A 20,127-nucleotide genomic window follows, 5' to 3' on the forward strand; every position below is an offset into this window, starting at 1 on the left:
AACTTACTTATCTAATTGTAGGTTTTTTGGAGTAAACCATAGTTCGCTGTCGTTAAGCGGTGTTAATTTAGAGAGATGTTTGTTATCTAATTTAATGATTATTTTTTCGTGCAGCTTTGCATTTGCAATACTAGTGGCAAAATATTGATTAAATAACCTATCGAACTCCCCATTTTGTTGCATTCTTTCAAGGCCGATTTTTATAGCTTGATGTATATCTGGGCGCTTAGAGTTAACAAAATAATATATAGCTGCGGGATAGGACAAAGCTATATTGGGCACCGTTACAATATTTTCCTCGACTGATAACTGTTTTTTTTCCCATTCAATTTCTAAAATTGAGCGTGGAAATGCATCGCCTCTGTTTCTAATAAGCATATTAAATAATGCGGCATAACTTGTCGATGTTGAGACCTGTAACCCGTTATCTCTCAAGATATCGGTATCAGGCCAGTCATGTCCTTGGATAAAATCAATATTATGAAAATGAAATTCATCTTTTATATCTTTAAATAACGGAAGCTTATCTTTAGTGGTAAACAATAAGCGCCACCCATATAAACCTTTATAAATGGGAATACGTATCGGAGTAAAAATTCGCTCCCGCTCTTTACTTGTCATTGACCAACCAACATTGATCAGCTCCCCCTGCTCTAGCTCTTTTAAAGAACGACTTTGCACCATTTTTACTGATGATTGGAGAGTATGAGGTTGTTCACTATGCTCTAAAGCAAGTTTAAGTAATACAAGTGGATACCAATTATCCTGTTCATTCTCGCGTTCAGGCTTTGGATAAATAACATGTAATGGTTCACTGTTTTGCTTATTGTTAGCGTGAACATTCAATGTATATAAAAATAATATACTTAATAGTGTAAACTTACTAATTGCCATAACTAGAAAAGCCGACCCATCAACAAGATAGATGCGCTCAATGCAAGTGTTGCAAATGTTGACAGCATACCTATTACACGAAGTTTTAGTGTATCGTCGTTAATGGCTACAAAATGACAAATTCTCCCAAATACGAGCAATGTCCCTAAAGCATGGCAATAGTGGCTGCTTAATCCTTGATATTCAGCTAAAAAAATCAAGATTAAGGCAAAAGGCACATACTCGATAAAATTTCCATGAGCTCGCGTTGCTCTTAATAATTGTGGGTTATTATCAGTTCCTAATGATATTTTGTTCGCTTTTCTTACTTTAACGACATTCATACTTAAATAGATATAGATAAAGGCCAGCACCGCTGCATAGAAAGATATAACCATAATAATAATCCCTTTTATTTTTTTATATAGTAACACAAGATTAATCAACAAATAGCCAGCAGTTACACTGATTTATATGCTAACGTGCTAAATATATACTGAAAAAAGGAAAGTTATGTTCGCACCTAGAAAAATAGCTGATAATTATAGAGAGCTGATCAATAGTATTGGTTTTTACCCATCAATGTTAGCCGTTGTATTTTTATTATTTGCTGTCTTTACAATGTCGATCGAGTATGCAGAATTTGTTAAAGCGCTTAAAAAATATCTATCAGTCGTATTAGTTGATAGTGAAGAAAATGCGCGAACTATTTTAAGTACGCTAGCTGGAAGTATAATATCTTTAACTGTTTTTAGTTTTTCAATGGTTATGATTGTACTTAATACAGCAAGTGCTAGCTTGTCGCCAAGAGTAATCCCGGGGTTAATAACTCGAAAATCACATCAAATGGTACTAGGGTTTTATCTCGGTAGTATTATTTATTCTATTATAATGTTAATAAACATAAAAAAACTCGATGACAATACAGTTGCGATCCCTGCTCTTGGTGTGCTTTTTTCGTTGATATTTGGGCTAATATCACTCGCTCTTTTTGTGTATTTTATTCACTCGATATCCAAGGCAATTCAAGTTGATAATGTACTAAATGATTTATTCAAACATACCAAAAACGTTATTAAGCATATCATTGCTCGTCAAGATGAGCATAAAGTAGATTGTTTTCCAGATTTTAATCAATGGTATTCTATAGAAAGTAGTACTGAAGGTTATTTCAAAGGCGTGCACAGTGATAAATTATGTGCTGTGTTAGCTGAACACAATTTACAGCTTTATATTGTGGTGAACCAAGGTTTTTTTACAGTCAAGGGTTACCCGTTTTTAAAGTCCAGCCGAGATTTGAGTGAAGAGCCTGAATTAGTAGAAAAGTTATTGAACTGTTTTATTTTCTATATTGAAGAGTATATTAGCGATCATTACCGTTACGGCTTAACACAGATTTCTGAGATTGCAGTCAAAGCAATGAGCCCGGGTATAAATGATCCTGGGACAGCCGTTAAAGCAATTGATATGTTGAGCATATTACTGATCGAACGATTGAAAATAGCTGACACAAACTATTCGTTTAAGCACAGTGACAGCTCTCCTTTGCTGTATTTACATGAAACATCATTTGATGAACTATTGCACGATAATTTCACACCAATTCGTAATTACGCGAAAAGTGATGCATATGTAATGACCAATGTTTTGGAGGCTTTTAAAAATATTTTATTTGTTGCCAACGACAATGAAGATGCAACATGTAGTTTATTTAATTATTTAACTGCGATAATTGATGATATTAATCAGCAGATAAATAATGAATATGATCGAAAGGAAGTAACCAACATGCTAAATGCAATCACTCGAATTAGCCCTGATCAAGGAGAGCAATTACTGGCACGTTTTAACGCGCCAGCAAAATGATTGTCACGTTTTATTTATTATCAATTAAATAAATAGCATAGCTAGAAGCGCTAATAACTAATTCACCAGCATGGTAAGCATCTGGTACAAAACTACCTGATTCGGCATCGGACATGCTGGCCATTTTAGCTCTCATATAAGGTTGAGAGCTTGTTTCTATTGGCTTTAAAGACGCGCTATAAAGACCTTTAATTTCTACGTCGTAATCGGATGCGAATTCTTTTGCGGCACTTTTAGCATCTTGTATCGCCATTTTTTGCGCTTTTTGCTGTAATTCGTCATACCTGCTTGATATAAATTGCGTATTATTAATTTCGTTAATTCCGCCACTTACAAGGCTTTGCAATAATAATGGGTATTTATCAACTTCTTTTAACGTTAATGACAAGCTACGTGAAACCCTAAAACCAACAAACTCTTGCTTGTTTGTCTCACGGTTGTATTGGTTTTCTCGGTGGATACTAATTTGGCCAGCATTAATGTCTTTATCTAATACACCAGCTTGTTTAGCTAGCTTAATGGCTTTTGCCATTATTGTGTCAGCTTTTTGTTTTGCTAGCATTAAATCTTTATGTATTTCAACAATACCTACACTCAGCTTGACATTATCAGCTACAGTTGTAACTTGTGCTTGGCCTTGAATATATATATGTGGGGCATCAGGAGTTGTACTTGCAAATGTATTGAAACTTAAAGCTGCAGCTAACAATGATAAATAACGCATAAAGATCCTTAATAGTTTTAGTGTAGCTATTAGATACCCTAAGTGGTTAATTGAAAATGAACAAGTATAAAAAAACAGACCGAAGTCTGTTTTTATTTTTTAACGGTTAAATACTACAACGTTTATAATTGCGATATTTTGGTAACCAATAGTTTCTATCAATGGCAGCCCATAACATATCATCACTGATCTCAAGTGCAACGCCTTCTTCAATTGCTTTTTTAGCAACGCCAAATGCAATACGTTTACTTAAGGTTTCGATCTCTGTTAGTGCAGGAAGCAAACTGCCTTTCCCGGTGTTAGCTCGTGGCGATGATTCAGCTAGTATTTCACTTGAGACCATCAACATTGCATCGGTAATACGTGTTGCTTTAGCCGCGATAACACCTAAACCAATACCAGGGAAAATATAGCTATTATTGCACTGCGGTATAGTAAATGTTTCACCATTGAATACAACAGGTGCAAATGGACTGCCGGTTGCAACAATCGCGTTACCTTCGGTCCAGTTGATTACATCTTCAGGAAGTGCTTCGACTTGCTTTGATGGGTTACTTAGCGGGAAGATAACTGGTTGCGCGCAGCCACTGTGCATAGCACGGATGACCTGCTCAGTGAATAAACCCGGTTGACCAGATACGCCAATTAAAATATCAGGCGCGGCACAATGCATCACATCTAATAACGAAGCAAATTCGCCACTGTATGTCCAATCTGCTAACTTTTCTGTCGGTTGTGCAAGTGATTGTTGGAAGTCACGTAAACCTTGCATACCAGCTGTCACTAAGCCAAAACGATCAACCATAAACACTTGGCTGCGCGCTTGTTCGTCTGTAATACCTTCCGATATCATTTGTGTGATGATTTGTTCTGCAATACCACAGCCTGCAGAACCTGCTCCAACAAACACAACTTTCTGCTCAGATAACTTTGAGTTTTTTACACGACATGCAGCAAGCAATGAACCAACAGTGACAGCCGCAGTGCCCTGTATATCATCATTAAAACTACAGATCTCATCACGGTAGCGCTTTAATAACGGCATAGCGTTTGGCTGTGCAAAATCTTCAAATTGCAACAGCACGTTTGGCCAGCGACGCTTAACTGCTTTGATGAAGAGATCTAAAAATTCATCGTATTCATCTTGTGCAATACGTTTATGGCGTGCCCCCATGTACATTGGGTCGTTTAATAGTTTTTCGTTATTAGTCCCTACATCAAGCATAACTGGTAATGTGTACGCAGGGCTTATACCACCACATGCGGTATAAAGAGACAACTTACCGATTGGAATACCCATACCACCGATCCCTTGGTCGCCTAAACCAAGAATGCGCTCACCGTCGGTTACAACGATGACTTTTACTTTACCTTTGGTCGCATTACGCAGTATATCGTCGATTTGGAAGCGATCTTCATAAGATATAAATAAACCACGAGCACTGCGATAAATATCAGAGAATTTTTCGCAGGCATCGCCCACTGTTGGGGTGTATATGATAGGCAGCATTTCTTCAAGATGGTCACGCACTAAACGATAATAAAGTGTTTCGTTGTTATCTTGAATCGCACGCAAATAAATGTGCTTATTAAGGTTATCGTTAAAGCTTGAATACTGTTGGTAACAACGTTCAACTTGTTCTTCGATTGTTTCGTAGCGAGGAGGCAGTAATCCTGCAAGGTTGAAACTTTCGCGCTCTTTTTGAGTAAATGCACTGCCTTTATTTAATAGAGGAGTTTCAATCAAGCCTGGGCCTGAGTGATGAATATAAAGATAATTTGGATCGGTATTTGTAGTCATAATTCCAAGCTTAACGAAGTCTTTAATTTTGATCTGCCATTATTACCGTTGAATATTAAAAAGCAATGACATTCAACCTTGTCAGACCATTGACGATACGAGAAATACGCACATTTATTATATGCGTAGCGTGTTATTGTACATTAAGTTAGTACTGTGATTAAGGCTTATTCACAGCGTTTTTATGTTCTTTAAGAACAAAATTCTGTTCGCTTAATGCGATACCCTCTCTGCGTGGATCAGCTGCACCATATAATTTACCGTTGAGCAGCTCAACTGCATGTAATCCAGAGTTTAAATCAACTTGTCTTACTGTATGCCCACGCTTTTTTAGATCGGGAATGATACTTTCAATAGCGGTGCCTTTTTCTACACTGGTATAGTTATTACGATTAGTGATACGTGGTAAGTCAATTGCTTGTTGCGCGGTTAATTGCCAATCAAGTACGCCAATTACAACATGCGCTACATAATTTATGATACGACTTCCCCCCGGTGAGCCTACAACTAAACGTAAACTGCCGTCTTTATTAAAAACCATCACTGGCGACATTGAGCTTCGAGGTCGTTTACCTGCCTCAACTCTATTTGCTAATAACATGCCATTTTTGTAGGGTGACAATGCAAAGTCAGTAAGCTGATTATTTAATATAAACCCGTTAACCATGACCGTTGAACCAAATGCCATTTCTATCGAACTGGTCATTGAAACGGCATTACCTTTTGCATCCACAATTGATACATGAGTGGTTGAAGGTAACTCGTAAGCATCATCTTGTGCGTAACTTAGTAATGGACGGGGCTGACCTGCTTCTGCTTTTTTATCATGTTCTGTAATTAGTGTTGCTCGTTGACTCACGTAACTATGAGCGAGTAGCTCACGAGTGGGAATGTCTGCAAAGTCAGGATCCCCCATATATACATTACGATCAGCAAAGGCTAATCGAGATGCTTGGCTAAAGTAATGAATCGCTTTGGCCGAATTAGGCTGGTATTGGCGCATATTTTTGTCTTCAAGTAATGCAAGTATTTGTAATACAGCAACACCACCACTGCTTGGTGGTGCCATAGAGCAGACGTTGTATTCGTGATATGGCGTACAAACCGCATCACGTTGTTTACTTTTATAATTAGCTAAATCAGTTAATGCGAGCGTACCGGGTGCTACGACTGAATGCTGTACCGCATCCACCATTTTTATCGCGTTATCGCCTTTGTAAAAAGCATCGATCCCCTTACTGGCTATCTCTTTATATAGATCAGCTAAGGGTTGGTTGGTTTTTAGCACACCTACTGCCAAAGGCTTACCATCTGGGAAAAAGTAATCTCGGATCGCAGGAAGCTTGGTCACACCAGGGTTTATCTGTTTCACTAATAACGCATGCAACCGCGGTGATACAATAAAACCGTGTTCTGCAAGTTCAATGGCAGGCTTAAAAAGTGCAGCCCATTCAAGGTTGCCGTGTTCTTTGTGGACTTGAGCCAATGCATGTAATACACCTGGCACACCTACTGAACGCCCTCCAACGACTGCATCAATCCATGATGCAGCTTTACCATCTTTATCTAAAAACAGCGATTCGTCTGCATTGCTTGGTGCTGTTTCTCTACCATCAAATGTTGTTAACGCATTCTTTTGTTTGTCGTAATGAAGTAAAAATGCCCCACCACCAATACCAGACGATTGTGGCTCAACAAGTGTTAATACCAATTGTGTTGCTATAGCGGCATCAACCGCACTCCCACCGCTTGCTAATATTGTTTGACCCGCTTGTGTTGCATATGGATTTGCGGCTGCAATCATATATTCATCACCAACAACGTGTTGTTTTTGCTCAAGTCCAGTAGCAGCTTCTGGCTCACGTATTTCTGGGGGTAATTGGCTTGCAAAAACAGGCAGTGTTAATAACGTTAAACTAAAAATGATACTGGTATGGGCGTGTGAAAACATAAAAAAGCTTAATTGCATTGAGATATTTGGCATCTTAAAGTTAAACGGGCACAATATGCAAAATATTATGTAAAAAATAAGAATAAAATGGTCAATTTGCCAATTCAACCCCGCTATATATTACCGCCTCTGTGTTTAATGGTACTGAGTGCACTTTTTGCTTTATTTAGCCTCAATGATTCCTTAGAGTTTAATCGCCAATTAATTGAACAAGGCCAAGTGTGGCGTTTAATAAGTAGTCAATATGTACATACTAATTGGGCACATTTAGGATTAAATTGCGCCGGTATCATTTTAATTTGGGCATTGCATGCTGAACACACAAAACCGCTTGTATATGGTGCACATACAATTGTGCTCGCCACATGGTGTGGTATTTGTATTTACTATTTTTGCCCTGATATTGAAATCTATACAGGGTTAAGTGCATTACTGCACGGGGTTATTGTGTGGGGTGCTATAAAAGACATTACCGTTGGAATGAAGACGGGATGGCTATTATTCTTTGGTATTTGGGCAAAAATATTATTTGAACAACTTGAAGGTCCTAGTGCACAAGTAAGTGAACTTATTGCCTCTAATGTGGCTATTGATGCACATCTCATTGGTGCAATTGGAGGCGTGTTATTAGCTATACCGCTAATTTTTAAGTTAATAAAAAAACGCCAAGCATAAACTTGGCGTTATTTTTTATTTACAGACTGTGATTAAAGAGTCTCTTTAAACATTTTGTAAATACGGCGATACTCATCTAACCAACTTGATGGTTGTCTAAAACCATGCGGCTCAACTGGGTAAATGGCTGTTTCAAAGTTTTCTTTTTCAAGTTCTATCATACGCTGTACAACACGTACCACATCTTGAAAGAACACGTTGTCATCAACCATTGGGGCATTGATCAATAAGCGGTTTTTTAGGCCCTCAGCAAAATAAATTGGTGAACTGCGCTCATATGCGATTGGATCTACATCTGGGTGGTTTAAGATATTTGACGTATAAGGTCCGTTATAATGTGCCCAATCAGTTACAGGGCGAAGCGCTGCACCCGCTTGAAATAAATCAGGCTGAGTAAATAATGCCATAAAGGTCATAAAACCACCATATGACCCACCATAAGTACCTACAGCGGCTGTATCAACATTCGCATTGTCAGCCATCCAGCTTACACCATCGGCTAAATCTTGAATTTCTGGTGTGCCCATCTGACGATAAATAGCGGTACGCCAATCACGGCCATAACCTTTTGACGCCCTGTAATCCATGTCCATTACCACATACCCTTCAGAGGCGAGTAGCGAGTGGAACATAAATTCACGAAAGTAACCTGACCAACCCATGTGTGAATTTTGTAAATAGCCAGCACCATGGTTGAAGATGACGGCTTTACGGTTTTGGCCGCTTTCGCCCTCTACGTAATCCGCTGGGTAATATACTTTTGCATAAATAGGTTGTTGAGTATGACTCGATGGGACTGCAATGATTTTAGGTGCAATGAGTTTTTTAGCTAAAAACTCTTCAGATACAGTATTAGTTAAACGTGTAGCTTGAGTGTTAGCTTTTGCCGGTGCTACATAAAGCTCGGCCGGTTGCATAATTTTTGAATGTGTTAGCAACAGTTTAGTTTGATCTGGACTTAATTGATAATCGGTCATCCCATCAAGGTTAGTGACTTGCTCTGATTGGCCTGATTCAACATTTACTTTGTAAATCTCGTATAACCCTGGGTGTTCAACATTCGCTTTATAATATATAGCGCTATTGTCATCAGTGAGTGTTAGATTTGAAACAACAAAGTTACCCTTTGTAAGCTCAGTAGCCTTACCTGTAAGCGGCTTTTTATAAATATGGCTATAGCCTGACTCTTCAGATAAATAATACAAGGTGTCTGAGTTATTTAACCAACCAAAATCATTATACGTGTAATTAACCCACGCATCATCATGAAGACGATGCTGCGATACAAGTTTGGCTTCGTCCACATTAACGGTCGCTAGCCAACGGTCTTTGTTATCCCATGCTTCAAGCATAACAGCGACTTGATCGCCTGTATCATTCCATACTATTGCGCCTTGATCCCAGCCCCAATCCATCATTAGGTTTATATCGCGCGGTGCTTTTTCTGATTTATACGTTTTACCATCACGGGCATAGTTTTCTGTTTTTACAGAGGCTAGCACGTCTTCATCAAACCCAGGAAGGCTCGTCATTGAAATTGTTTTTTGGCTATTGTCGGTTAAATCAATATAAATAAGTTCAGAGCCTGCTGATTTTTCATCTGCTACACGTCTGCGTACTTTCTCAGCTTTAATTGTGCCATCGTCACCAATGTAGTTAGGCATTATATCAGCGTCATCGCGCCATGATTTTTGATCTTTAATAACCGCAAGGATGGCTTGACCATTTGGTGATAACTGCGCATTTACCAGCGTTTTGCCTTTACCTAAATAAAATTGGGCATTGGCAATAGAGGTGTTTTGTTTTGTTAACTGCTTTTTACGAGTTTGCTTGTCTTGCTTGTTTTTATGCATCAAAGAGACATAATCAATTAGTTTATGCTGCTCTTTTGCTATATATGTAGCAGGCGCTTCTACACCTTTGGGTTTATCACTTAGCTTAATATTCGCAAGTTCACTTGTAATACCTGTAGCTAAATCAACTTTATTAAAAGTGGTGCCTTGTCGATAAACAAGTGCGCCGTCATTCAAAAATTGTAAATTAGACTCTCTGGCACTACTGTGAGTAACCTGTTTTATAGCACCCGTTTGAACATTTTTTACAAATACATTGCCTTCAAATGTGTACGCTTGCAATTTCTTATCATTTGAATAAACAGCATTTTTAGTTCCAAGTGTATGATGTGCACTTAAGGCAACTTGCTCTGCTGTTTGCGATGTCACACTTTGACTAAATACATCTCGTAATTCATTACCTTGTTGCTTACGCGCATAAAAAATAGTGCTTGAATCTGCAGACCAATATGCACGCTCAGGTTGACGCCCTAACCAATCAGGATGAGCCATTGCTTGCTCTAGTGTAATAGCTGTTGAGCCAGTATCTTGTGGGGTTACGACAACACTTGGGGCTACTGTTTTTGTAATAGGTGCTTGTGATGCTGTTGATTGACAACCTGAAAGCATAAAGCTAGATGCTACGGCAAGTGCAACTAAGGTTTTTTGAGTAGAAGATTTAAAAGTCATAGTGCTTCTGTAAGGTTATTATAATTAACCTAATTTAATCAGAAGCACCTATGTAATAGCAATTTTTTTAGATAAACAACACAACTTTGCTGTTCAATTACTTCATTGAAATATCTAGCCAGACCATACGATGATCTGATGATGCATTGCGGTCTTTAATAAGCCGATACAATTCGCTGTTTTTTACAGGCCAAAAGACACCGCCATCCACTACATCTAATCCATAGGTAGATGGTAATACATAATCAACCCGCGCTTGCCAATAAGCTGTGTACGCAGCGCCGTACTTTTGTGGGTAACTGGTTTTAGCCCCTTTACTGTGAGGTACAAATTGGCTATTGATCAACGGGTTTTTTAGTAACTGATTTGTCGTATCTGGGCGTTTTTTATCGCCCTCAGGTGCGGCATTTAAGTCACCAACAATAACAAAGCGCGATTGCGCAGCTAATCCCCCTTTTACGCCTTTGTCATCGTATAAATAGTTTGCGTTGGCAACATAGTCTTTTATTAAGCGTATTTCATCGTGATTGCGTTTACCGTTTCGATCTTCAGCGCCATCAAACACCGGTGGTGTTGGGTGTGAAGCAATAACATGAAGTGTGTTGCCTTTTATTTTAACGGGAATATCCCAAAATGACTTTGAGCTTACACGTAGCGCTTGCCATTCTTCATTGTTATACCAATTCTCACCTGTTACTGGATCTACAGGCATTTGAGCACCAGGCATATCTTTATTCTTGAAATTTTGAAGAGTACGAATGTTATCAAAATCGATTGGATAACGTGACAGCACAGCCATACCATAATGGCCTTCAAACAAACCAAAGCCATACGCATCGCCTTTTACACCTGTAACCTGCCCATCATTATCAAGGTCGAACGGCGTTTTTAACCCGGTGTTAACCGATGCTATGTAGGTATAAGGGTAATTAATAGCAGGTTGTTTGTTTTGGCTTTTAGTTAAATAATGCGCCTTAAAGTATTCAATGCCTTGCTCTTTAGCCACATAATCAAACTCATTGAGGAGTAAAATATCAGGGCGAACACGTTGGATAATTTCGGCAATATTTTTAATTTGTGGGTGGTTATTTTGCAGCGCTTCAATTAATGCATTTGGGTTAACTTGTTCACCTTGTTTGGTATAATTTGTCGCATCCATACTCACATTAAACGTTGCAACGCGTAATGTGTCTGCAGCAAACGCTGCGCTAGAAGTACCGGCAAGTAGTAACACACTACTAATCGCAGCCATATAAACCTTACTATTCATTATATGAATCCATCTAAAATTAATAATAAAATGACACTGCTTACCACTATCCACAAAAATGTAGCCATTATAAAGGGCTTAAGTCCTGCTTGCTTTAATACTGCAAGCGATAACCCACTGCCAATTAAAAATAAAGTCATCACTAATACTTGTTTTGCCGCACTATTGATAAGTTGCCAGGCCTCTGAAAATTGCGGTAAATAGGTGTTGATCAATGCAGCGGCTAAAAAGCCGATGATAAATAAAGGAATGCTGGCTTTTTCTTCTGAGCGCCAAAATACCCCTGCTAATGTGGTATACGGAATGATCCACATTGCACGAGTAAGCTTGACTGTAGTGGCAATGCTCAGTGCAACTGCACCATACGTAGCCGATGCACCCACTACGCTACTGGTATCATGAATAGCTAAAGCAGCCCACAATCCAAATTGTTCTTGGCTTAGGTTAAAATAATGGCCGATACTGGGAAATAACAATAGCCCAACGCCATTAAGCAAAAATACCACCCCAAGGGCAACGGCAACTTCATGATCTTTTGCTTTTATAACTGGCGCCATAGCGGCAATGGCGCTACCGCCGCAAATTGCCGTGCCAAAGGATATTAGCACGCCGGTATTACGATTAAGTTTAAAAACTTGTGTTAAAATTTCACCTAATCCAATAATCGCGGTGATACTGACTATTGTTAATACAAGTGAGCTTCGCCCCACTTCTATTACTTGGTTAAAATCAACGGCAAAACCCAGGCCAACAACCGCCGCTTTTAACATCCACTTACTGGCTTTTTGAGATAAGTCGGCGAAAGGGTTTCCTAAAAATATGGCGAAAGCCGCGCCAATAATCAGAGCACTGCCAGCACCAACCCAAGGTGTAATACACAGAGCAAGTAAAATAAGGTACAAAGGTTGTGTTATCGTGTTTGATAAAGACATTTCAATCCTATGGACGTACTAACTTAGCGGTAAGCTTATCAACCATTGGGGCTACAAATGTAACAGTTGGAAACGCGATACAAAATGCAAAGATCCACGCTTTTAGCCACACAGATATAATAGTATCAATTATGCCAACATTAAAAATTGAAATAACTAACGACATAAAACCAGACATAAACAATGCCATAAAAAAAGCAAATACAATGGCTCGATACCTAGCGCTTATCATTGGCAACATCCTTTTTTAGGTACTATTAAAAAAGCCGAGATAAACTCGGCTTATAACTAATTTAAAATCAGCGCGGTGCTGGTGGCAAGCACTCCGGGATAATCTTCCTCAGGAAGATGCTCTGAGAGCTCCGCTAAGCGCTCCCCTAGCTCATGGAGGGTTGCTGCTGAGACATTTATATGACCCATTTTTCTACCTGGTTTCGCAGTTTTTCCATACCAGTGGCTTGTTACATCGGGTACGCTGAGTACCTGCGTAGGTATAGCGGCTTGACCTAATACGTTTATCATTGCAGTGACTCGTTGTAATTGCGTATTACCAAGTGGTAATCCTGCAACGGCACGCATATGATTTTCAAATTGACTGCTGTGTGTACCTTGTTGCGTCCAATGACCAGAATTATGAACACGTGGGGCAATTTCATTCACAAGTAATTGCCCGTCAACATCAAAGAACTCAATAGCTAATACACCAACATAATCAAGCTCAGTCGCTAATTTGTTAAAGGCATCTTCAGCTTGCTGTTGGATAGTCGTCTTCTCTTTCCCAGCAATTGATAATGTTAGTACACCATTGGTGTGCTGATTTTCAGTTAACGGATAAATAACGGTATTACCGCTTTTGTCTCGCGCACCAATAATCGATACTTCGCGATCAAAAGGGATCATTTGCTCAGCGATAATAGAATGCGGCGCTATATCGGTCCCTGATGCTATAAAGTCAGCCATTTCAGACCAAATTTGTTCGATTTGCTCATCTGACTTTAATCGCCATTGACCTTTCCCATCATAGCCAGCTTGACACGTTTTAATCACTAACGGTTTGCCTAAAGCAATAACGGCTTGTTCTAGATGAGCTTTTTCTGTTATTAACTGATAAGGCGCACATTTTACAGATGTTTTACTAAGCAATGCTTTTTCAAGAGCACGATCGCCCCCTGTTTTAATGGCGGCTTTACCTGGGTAAAACTTATTGCTTGCACAGCATAATGTAAGTACGTCATCAGGGATATGTTCAAACTCAGCAGTAATTGCATCTGCTTGATCAATTGCTTGAGTTAATGTTGTGGTATAAACTTCACCCGTTAATGGATGGACAACTTTTTGGCTACCGACATCGTAAGCAACCACATTTAAATTAAGTGGTGCACCCGCTAAACACATCATGCGTGCTAACTGACCTGCACCTAAAATTAAAATAGTCATATTACTCTGCTGGGTTCGGATTAGCTAAAATTGTTTCAGTTTGTTCTTTACGAAACGCTTCGATTTTTGCAAACATCTCAGGTTGATGACACCCTAAAATTTGTGCGGCTAATAAACCTGCATTTGCAGCACCGGCATCACCTATGGCTAAAGTACCCACTGCAACGCCTTTTGGCATCTGACAAATAGATAATAATGAGTCTACCCCATTGAGTGTTTTTGATTTCACAGGAACACCTAATACTGGTAACGAGGTAAAGGCCGCAGCCATACCAGGTAAATGCGCAGCACCGCCAGCACCAGCGATAATAACTTTAATTCCGCGCTCTGCCGCAGAACTTGCATAATCAGCAAGCAGTTGAGGAGTGCGATGCGCAGAAACAACTTTAGTCTCGTATGCAATGCCAAACTTATCTAGCATAATCGCTGCGTGTTCCATAGTTGGCCAATCTGATTTGGAACCCATAATAATGCCAACAACACTCATAAATACTCCTCAGTAATAGTTTTGTACTAATAGCGGACTTATGTCCGCATTTATGGCACGTATTATATACCCAAGCCACATCAAGATGCGAGTGTCGTTAGCATTAAAAGCGATTTAAGCAAGGCATTGAAGCAAATAATGACTGTGATCTTTTAAAATCGGTAACGTAGTACAAACAGCTTTTAAACCAATTCGAGGGCGCTTCACGGGCACTTACTTTCTGCGTTATTACTCCTTAAAAGGGATCGCCATTATTGCGAAGTCACGCTGACTATTAAGCTATGGGGAAACGTGGAATGTAATCTTTCTGCAGGCCTGTGTATTAATGGCTAAATTGCAAGTATCAAAAAACAAAAAAGCCATGACAGGCATGGCTTTTTTTGAACGAATTAAAATTTAGCTTTCTTTACTCGCTAAGTATTCAGAATAAGTGCCTCTGAAATCAATTATTTTACCGTCTTTAACTTCCCAGATACGTGTAGCAACAGATGATACAAATTGACGGTCGTGGGATACGAATAGTAACGTACCTTCATATGCTTCAAGCGCAAGGTTGAGCGCTTCAATTGATTCCATATCCATGTGGTTAGTTGGTTCATCCATTAATAGGATGTTTGGCTTATGCATCATAATCTTGCCAAACAGCATTCGACCTTGCTCACCACCAGAGATAACTTTAACAGATTTAGTTATGTCATTTTGTGAAAATAACATACGGCCTAAGAAACTACGAACAACTTGCTCATCGTCACCTTCTTGTTGCCATTGCTCCATCCATTGAAACAAATTGAGATCTGTATCAAACTCATCAGCATGATCTTGCGCGTAATACCCTATATTGTGATTTTCAGACCACTTAAATTCACCTTGTTTAGGTGCTAAGCGCCCTGCCAGCGTATTTAAAAGTGTTGTTTTACCCACACCGTTTTCACCAATAATCGCAATTCGTTCGCCAACTTCAACTAAGCCTTCAAGGTCGGTGAAAAGCATATCGTCAAAACCTTGGCCAAGATTTGTCATTTCTAATGCATTACGGAATAATTGTTTTTCTTGCTCAAAACGAATAAATGGGGTTTGGCGCGATGATGCTTTAACTTCATCTAACTGAATTTTATCAATGCGCTTAGCACGCGAAGTTGCTTGCTTAGCTTTAGATGCATTCGCAGAGAAACGAGAAACAAACTGTTGAAGTTCTGCAATTTGATTTTTCTTTTTAGCGTTTTCACTTAGTAAACGTTCGCGGGCTTGTGTTGCTGCAAACATGTACTCATCATAGTTGCCCGGGTAAATGCGTAATTCACCGTAGTCAATATCGGCCATGTGTGTACACACTGAGTTTAAGAAATGACGGTCATGCGAGATGATGATCATTGTACAGTCACGTTGGTTTAAAACGTCTTCAAGCCACTTGATAGTGTAAATATCCAAGTTATTGGTAGGCTCATCAAGTAGCATAATATCTGGATCTGAAAATAATACCTGAGCCAATAGCACGCGTAGCTTAAAGCCCGGCGCAATTTCAGACATAGGACCGTAGTGTTGCTCAGTTGCAATACCAACACCTAAAAGTAATTCACCCGCTTTTGATTCAGCAGAATAACCATCCATTTCAGCAAATTCTGTTTCAAGATCGGCAACTTTCATACCATCGGCTTCGCTCATTTCTGGCAAGCCGTAAATGCGGTCACGCTCTTGTTTTATTTCCCACAATTCCTTATGGCCCATGATCACAGTATCGATTACTGAGTATTCTTCATAAGCAAACTGGTCTTGATTAAGTTTAGCGACACGTTCGTTTGGATCAGTGCTTACATTGCCAGCTGATGGTTCAAGCTCACCACTTAAAATTTTCATAAATGTTGATTTACCACAACCATTAGCGCCGATTAAACCATAACGGTTTCCTTCGCCAAATTTAGCTGAAATATTATCAAATAATGGTTTAGCACCAAATTGCATGGTGATGTTAGCTGTACTAATGATAGCGCTACCCTCCAAGGGGAAAACAAAGGAATAAAATTGGCTGGAGTTTAAACTAAATAACGCAATTTTTCTATGAATTATTAGTGTAATAGCAAAAGCCTGGGTAGCATTATTATTAAATAAAACCAACCCAAAAGAACTGCTATTTTAATGAGTTTTAGCGAACTTAAAACCCTGTTTACGATTAATTTACAGTTAAATTTCCTCCATGCTTTTTAAATGATTTTTTTTCACTTTAGACCCAAATAGAGCTTTGTTAGTCTTCGCCGCTAAACACACAATATGAAATAATTTAAACAAGGCAGTACCGCATGAAGAAAATATTAGTTGCCGCTACTCTCACGAGTATTTTAATTACGCCAAATCTCTATGCTATCGAAATTTATAAGGATGATAGAAATACCGTTACCATAGGTGGGTTTATCGATGCGCGCGTTATTAATACGCAAGGGCAAACAGAAATTGTAAATGGTGCATCACGAATTAATTTTGATTTCAGTAGAGAACTAAACGATGAATGGACGGCGTTAGCCTTACTTGAATGGGGAGTAAACCCTGTTGGCAGTAGCGACATTATTTATAATAACCGCTTTGAATCAATTCAAGATGAGTTTTTATATAACCGATTGGGTTATGTGGGCTTAGCACATGAAAAATATGGTCAGCTGACTCTTGGTAAACAGTGGGGAGCTTGGTATGACGTTGTTTATAGTACCAACTACAGCCTTGTTTGGGACGGAAATGCCGCCGGTGTATATACATATAATAAAGACGATGGCGCTGTAAATGGCACCGGTCGAGGTGACAAGCTACTGCAATACCGAAACACATTTGGTGATTTTAGTATTGCCACACAAGTACAATTGAAAAATGATAACTTTTATACCTGTGATATTGACGCAATATCACAATCAGCATGTGAAGATCTGTGGAATTCAGGTAATACAGCGGCCCAAAAGGTAGAATTTAATTCAACTTACGGCGCTGCGCTGACCTACTCAATGACAAATAAGATAAAACTTACCGCAGGTGTCAACCGTGGTGAATTTAATATTGCCTACGGAGATGGTCAAAATAAGTCAGTCGTTGACTTAATATATGGTGCAGGTATTACCTTTGGTAAAATCAGTTCTCGCGGCCTTTATGTTGCAGCAAATATAAATAAAAATAAAAATCACGACACTGATAATTTAGGCCGGTTAATCAAAGATGCTATTGGTGTTGAGACTTTTGTCTCTTACAGGTTTGATAACGACTTTAGACCATTTGTAGCCTACAACGTATTTAATGCAGGTACTGACTACGTAATTCAACCAAACTTCAATGCCGACCCAAACGATGTATTTAAGCGTCAGTTTGCGGTGGCTGGTTTGCACTACCTTTTCGATGAAGACACAATTGTATATATTGAAGCGCGTAAAGACTTTAGCGATTTTACAAGTAGCAATAAACAACAACAAGCTTCAATGGAGCAATCTGAAGATGATGGTATAGCATTTGGGTTTAACTATACTTTATAAAATTTAAATAAGCAGAGCTTACATGTTCTGCTTATTTCTGACTTTACTGATCCACACTCTTTTCTTTAGTTCTTTTAATCGTTGTAGCCATAGAAATAATGAAAATAAACATACTCCTGAAGTAAACTTTCCTTTGGTAATTACTAATGAGCCTTGCACCTTTGTTGAGATTACGATTATCAAAAAATGTATGATGTGTTCTTTTTCGTGTGTGATACTAATAAGGAGTTTTCTGTTCAATACTTTGCATATACGCGTCATTTTTCTATAAATTTATTATAGCGAGTTAGCGCACTTTCGACGCTTAATGCTGGGTTCTCAGAATGCTCTGCATGTGCATTTATGGTGCTGTGCCACTCAAGGCGGTCATTTCTATTTACTGTTAATGTATCTTCAAGCTCATTAAACGCATTAAGCATTAGTGGATGCTCAGCCCCACCAACTGAAATGTACAAATAAGTTGGCCGATGTAACTCGTGTAACGATGTTTGTAAAAAATCAGTAAAGTGTTTTACAACAGTCATATCGTCATACCACGCAGCAGGGCTAAACGCGAAATAACCATTAAAAAGCTCTGGTTTTGTATGCAATGTGTAAAGTACAAAACTACCGCCTGCTGAAAAACCACTTAAGATACGATCATCTGTTAGCTTATAATTTGAAGACAGGTAAGGGAGTAATTCAATTTCAATAAATTGTAAAAATTTATCAGCCTCACCTCGCGCTTCAAAATTCGGCTCAGGTCTAGCATCAGTATTTACATCTTGTCGAGCATATGGCGGCACTAAATCTCTATTACGTGTGAATTCCCAAAATTGATTTGGAATTGACACTAATATAACTCCATTTTTAGTGTGTTCGTTAAGCACAGCATCCCATTTTGTTAAGTTAAAATTACCATCAGTCCTGATAATTAACGGGTAAGCTTTATTTGAATCAAAATTCTCAGGTAATCGAATAAATACCTTTCTTGACTCATTCAATACATTAGATTCTATTGTAATATCCATAAAGGAGGATACATAATGATCATTATAACGCGCAGTAAGTGTAATCACTCCCACCAATGCAATGACTAAACAAAAAGTAATTATATGACTTTTATTTATTTTCATTCGTTCTTTGTAATGAGATTTTAGAGTTCACAAAACGTATCAAAAAATAGATAACAAGTCACATCTTTATTATAAGTAAGCACAGTGACTACACTTAAAACAGGCGAACAAGATGAAGGGCTAAATAATCATTTTGTTATAAACGCTTTTTTTAAGGCAAGATACCCCTCTTTTGGGCCTAAAATAAGCCACAGCATGATCAAACCACCAGGGATCAATATACCTTTAAGTAACGAGCCTAACATGTAAGAATAAAAACCGATGAATGGTAAAAATAAAACATAACCGATTACACGTTTGAAAAAATTCATTTTGCTTCCTTTTATTGAGCGTGCTCACAAATATAATTGAGCACGCTCAATAAATCAAGCTATGTAATTTAAGTCACTCTAAAAAACAAATAAAGTAATGAAATAAATGAATAAAAAAAATATAACACGGCATAAAATTTTAGATTCTGCTTGGCTCTTATTTTTAAATCAAGGCTATGAGCAAACATCTACACGGCAAATAGCTAATAATGCAGGTGTTGCAACCGGCACGGTATTTAGTCATTTTGAAAACAAAATTGACCTACTTAAAGCTGGTATGCATCAGCAGATAGGCACAATAATCATGCAGTCAAAAGAGACCGATGTTCAACATTCACCTCGATTGAAATTACATCATTACGCCCAACCGTTATTTGAATTTTATTGTAGTAATATTGAATTTAGTAAAATACTAATTAGCGATATGATTTGGCAAACTGAGTTTTTTGAGCTGCAAATAAATGACTTTAAAGCACTACTATTTAGTGAACAACCTCAATTTGATGACATTAAAGCGTCTATAATGATGGATTGTTATTTTATGACAATTATTTCAGGTTTGAATCAAACAACCCCCGATCCAAAAAAAATGTTACGCATGTTAATGAATAAAATAGCAATTATCTAGCTTATATAACTGTAGTTTTAAGCTACTTAATT

Annotated in this window: 18 protein-coding genes; 4 read left to right on the forward strand and 14 right to left on the reverse strand. The window is 38.4% G+C overall.

Features of this window, described 5'->3' with window-relative positions:
* Positions 1 to 3: 3 nt before the first annotated feature.
* Positions 4 to 894, reverse strand: a complete 891-nt coding sequence (locus tag ADS77_RS03290; RefSeq protein ID WP_054452963.1) for a hypothetical protein — start codon at positions 892 to 894, stop codon at positions 4 to 6.
* Positions 895 to 896: 2 nt separating this feature from the next.
* Positions 897 to 1,271, reverse strand: a complete 375-nt coding sequence (locus tag ADS77_RS03295; RefSeq protein WP_054204599.1) for an MAPEG family protein — start codon at positions 1,269 to 1,271, stop codon at positions 897 to 899.
* Positions 1,272 to 1,386: 115 nt separating this feature from the next.
* On the opposite strand from ADS77_RS03295, the gene ADS77_RS03300 reads away from it, so the two are divergent.
* Positions 1,387 to 2,739 carry a DUF2254 domain-containing protein gene (locus ADS77_RS03300; protein WP_054452965.1) on the forward strand — a complete coding sequence of 451 codons (1,353 nt, stop codon included), beginning with the start codon at positions 1,387 to 1,389 and terminating at the stop codon, positions 2,737 to 2,739.
* Positions 2,740 to 2,749: 10 nt separating this feature from the next.
* Here ADS77_RS03300 and ADS77_RS03305 read toward each other — a convergent pair whose 3' ends face one another.
* The 3 genes from ADS77_RS03305 to ggt form a co-directional block, all read right to left on the reverse strand.
* Positions 2,750 to 3,463, reverse strand: a complete 714-nt coding sequence (locus tag ADS77_RS03305; RefSeq protein WP_054452968.1) for an SIMPL domain-containing protein — start codon at positions 3,461 to 3,463, stop codon at positions 2,750 to 2,752.
* 106 nt (positions 3,464 to 3,569) lie between these two features.
* On the reverse strand, positions 3,570 to 5,264 hold the full coding sequence (locus tag ADS77_RS03310; RefSeq protein WP_054204602.1) for an NAD-dependent malic enzyme: 1,695 nt from the start codon (positions 5,262 to 5,264) through the stop codon (positions 3,570 to 3,572).
* Positions 5,265 to 5,424: 160 nt separating this feature from the next.
* Positions 5,425 to 7,215, reverse strand: a complete 1,791-nt coding sequence (ggt, locus tag ADS77_RS03315) for a gamma-glutamyltransferase (protein WP_235575696.1) — start codon at positions 7,213 to 7,215, stop codon at positions 5,425 to 5,427.
* 87 nt (positions 7,216 to 7,302) lie between these two features.
* Here ggt and rrtA point away from each other — a divergent pair, with 87 nt between their 5' ends.
* Complete coding sequence (gene rrtA / locus ADS77_RS03320; RefSeq protein ID WP_054204603.1) at positions 7,303 to 7,890, forward strand: rhombosortase; 588 nt, start codon at positions 7,303 to 7,305, stop codon at positions 7,888 to 7,890.
* 32 nt (positions 7,891 to 7,922) lie between these two features.
* Here the strand turns inward: rrtA and ADS77_RS03325 are convergent, their stop codons facing one another.
* The 7 genes from ADS77_RS03325 to ADS77_RS03355 form a co-directional block, all read right to left on the reverse strand.
* Entirely contained in the window at positions 7,923 to 10,412 is a 2,490-nt protein-coding gene (locus ADS77_RS03325) for a S9 family peptidase (protein WP_054452972.1), read from the reverse strand.
* Between the two features lie 97 nt (positions 10,413 to 10,509).
* On the reverse strand, positions 10,510 to 11,682 hold the full coding sequence (locus ADS77_RS03330) for an endonuclease/exonuclease/phosphatase family protein (RefSeq protein WP_054452974.1): 1,173 nt from the start codon (positions 11,680 to 11,682) through the stop codon (positions 10,510 to 10,512).
* Positions 11,682 to 12,614 (reverse strand): YeiH family protein, encoded by a 933-nt coding sequence (locus ADS77_RS03335; protein ID WP_099458965.1) that lies wholly within the window; start codon positions 12,612 to 12,614, stop codon positions 11,682 to 11,684. The genes ADS77_RS03330 and ADS77_RS03335 overlap by 1 nt, the downstream gene beginning before the upstream one ends.
* 7 nt (positions 12,615 to 12,621) lie before the next feature.
* Positions 12,622 to 12,846, reverse strand: a complete 225-nt coding sequence (locus tag ADS77_RS03340; protein WP_054452976.1) for a DUF2798 domain-containing protein — start codon at positions 12,844 to 12,846, stop codon at positions 12,622 to 12,624.
* 56 nt (positions 12,847 to 12,902) lie between these two features.
* Positions 12,903 to 14,051 (reverse strand): 5-(carboxyamino)imidazole ribonucleotide synthase, encoded by a 1,149-nt coding sequence (locus ADS77_RS03345; protein WP_054452978.1) that lies wholly within the window; start codon positions 14,049 to 14,051, stop codon positions 12,903 to 12,905.
* Position 14,052: 1 nt separating this feature from the next.
* Entirely contained in the window at positions 14,053 to 14,538 is a 486-nt protein-coding gene (gene purE / locus ADS77_RS03350; RefSeq protein WP_054204607.1) for a 5-(carboxyamino)imidazole ribonucleotide mutase, read from the reverse strand.
* 396 nt (positions 14,539 to 14,934) lie between these two features.
* Positions 14,935 to 16,521 carry an ABC-F family ATPase gene (locus tag ADS77_RS03355; protein WP_082355598.1) on the reverse strand — a complete coding sequence of 529 codons (1,587 nt, stop codon included), beginning with the start codon at positions 16,519 to 16,521 and terminating at the stop codon, positions 14,935 to 14,937.
* A gap of 311 nt (positions 16,522 to 16,832) precedes the next feature.
* Here ADS77_RS03355 and ADS77_RS03360 point away from each other — a divergent pair, with 311 nt between their 5' ends.
* Entirely contained in the window at positions 16,833 to 18,041 is a 1,209-nt protein-coding gene (locus ADS77_RS03360) for a porin (RefSeq protein WP_054452980.1), read from the forward strand.
* Between the two features lie 257 nt (positions 18,042 to 18,298).
* On the opposite strand, the gene ADS77_RS03370 is transcribed toward ADS77_RS03360, so the two are convergent.
* On the reverse strand, positions 18,299 to 19,156 hold the full coding sequence (locus ADS77_RS03370; protein ID WP_054452984.1) for an alpha/beta hydrolase: 858 nt from the start codon (positions 19,154 to 19,156) through the stop codon (positions 18,299 to 18,301).
* Positions 19,157 to 19,284: 128 nt separating this feature from the next.
* The gene (locus ADS77_RS03375; RefSeq protein ID WP_054452986.1) at positions 19,285 to 19,467 is read right to left on the reverse strand and encodes a hypothetical protein; all 183 of its coding nucleotides are present in this window, start codon (positions 19,465 to 19,467) and stop codon (positions 19,285 to 19,287) included.
* A gap of 106 nt (positions 19,468 to 19,573) precedes the next feature.
* Here ADS77_RS03375 and ADS77_RS03380 point away from each other — a divergent pair, with 106 nt between their 5' ends.
* Positions 19,574 to 20,095, forward strand: coding sequence for a TetR/AcrR family transcriptional regulator (locus tag ADS77_RS03380; RefSeq protein WP_054452988.1), 522 nt, complete (start codon positions 19,574 to 19,576; stop codon positions 20,093 to 20,095).
* Positions 20,096 to 20,127 lie beyond the last annotated feature (32 nt).

It is taken from the genome of Pseudoalteromonas porphyrae (assembly GCF_001298125.1).
Lineage (GTDB): Bacteria > Pseudomonadota > Gammaproteobacteria > Enterobacterales > Alteromonadaceae > Pseudoalteromonas > Pseudoalteromonas neustonica.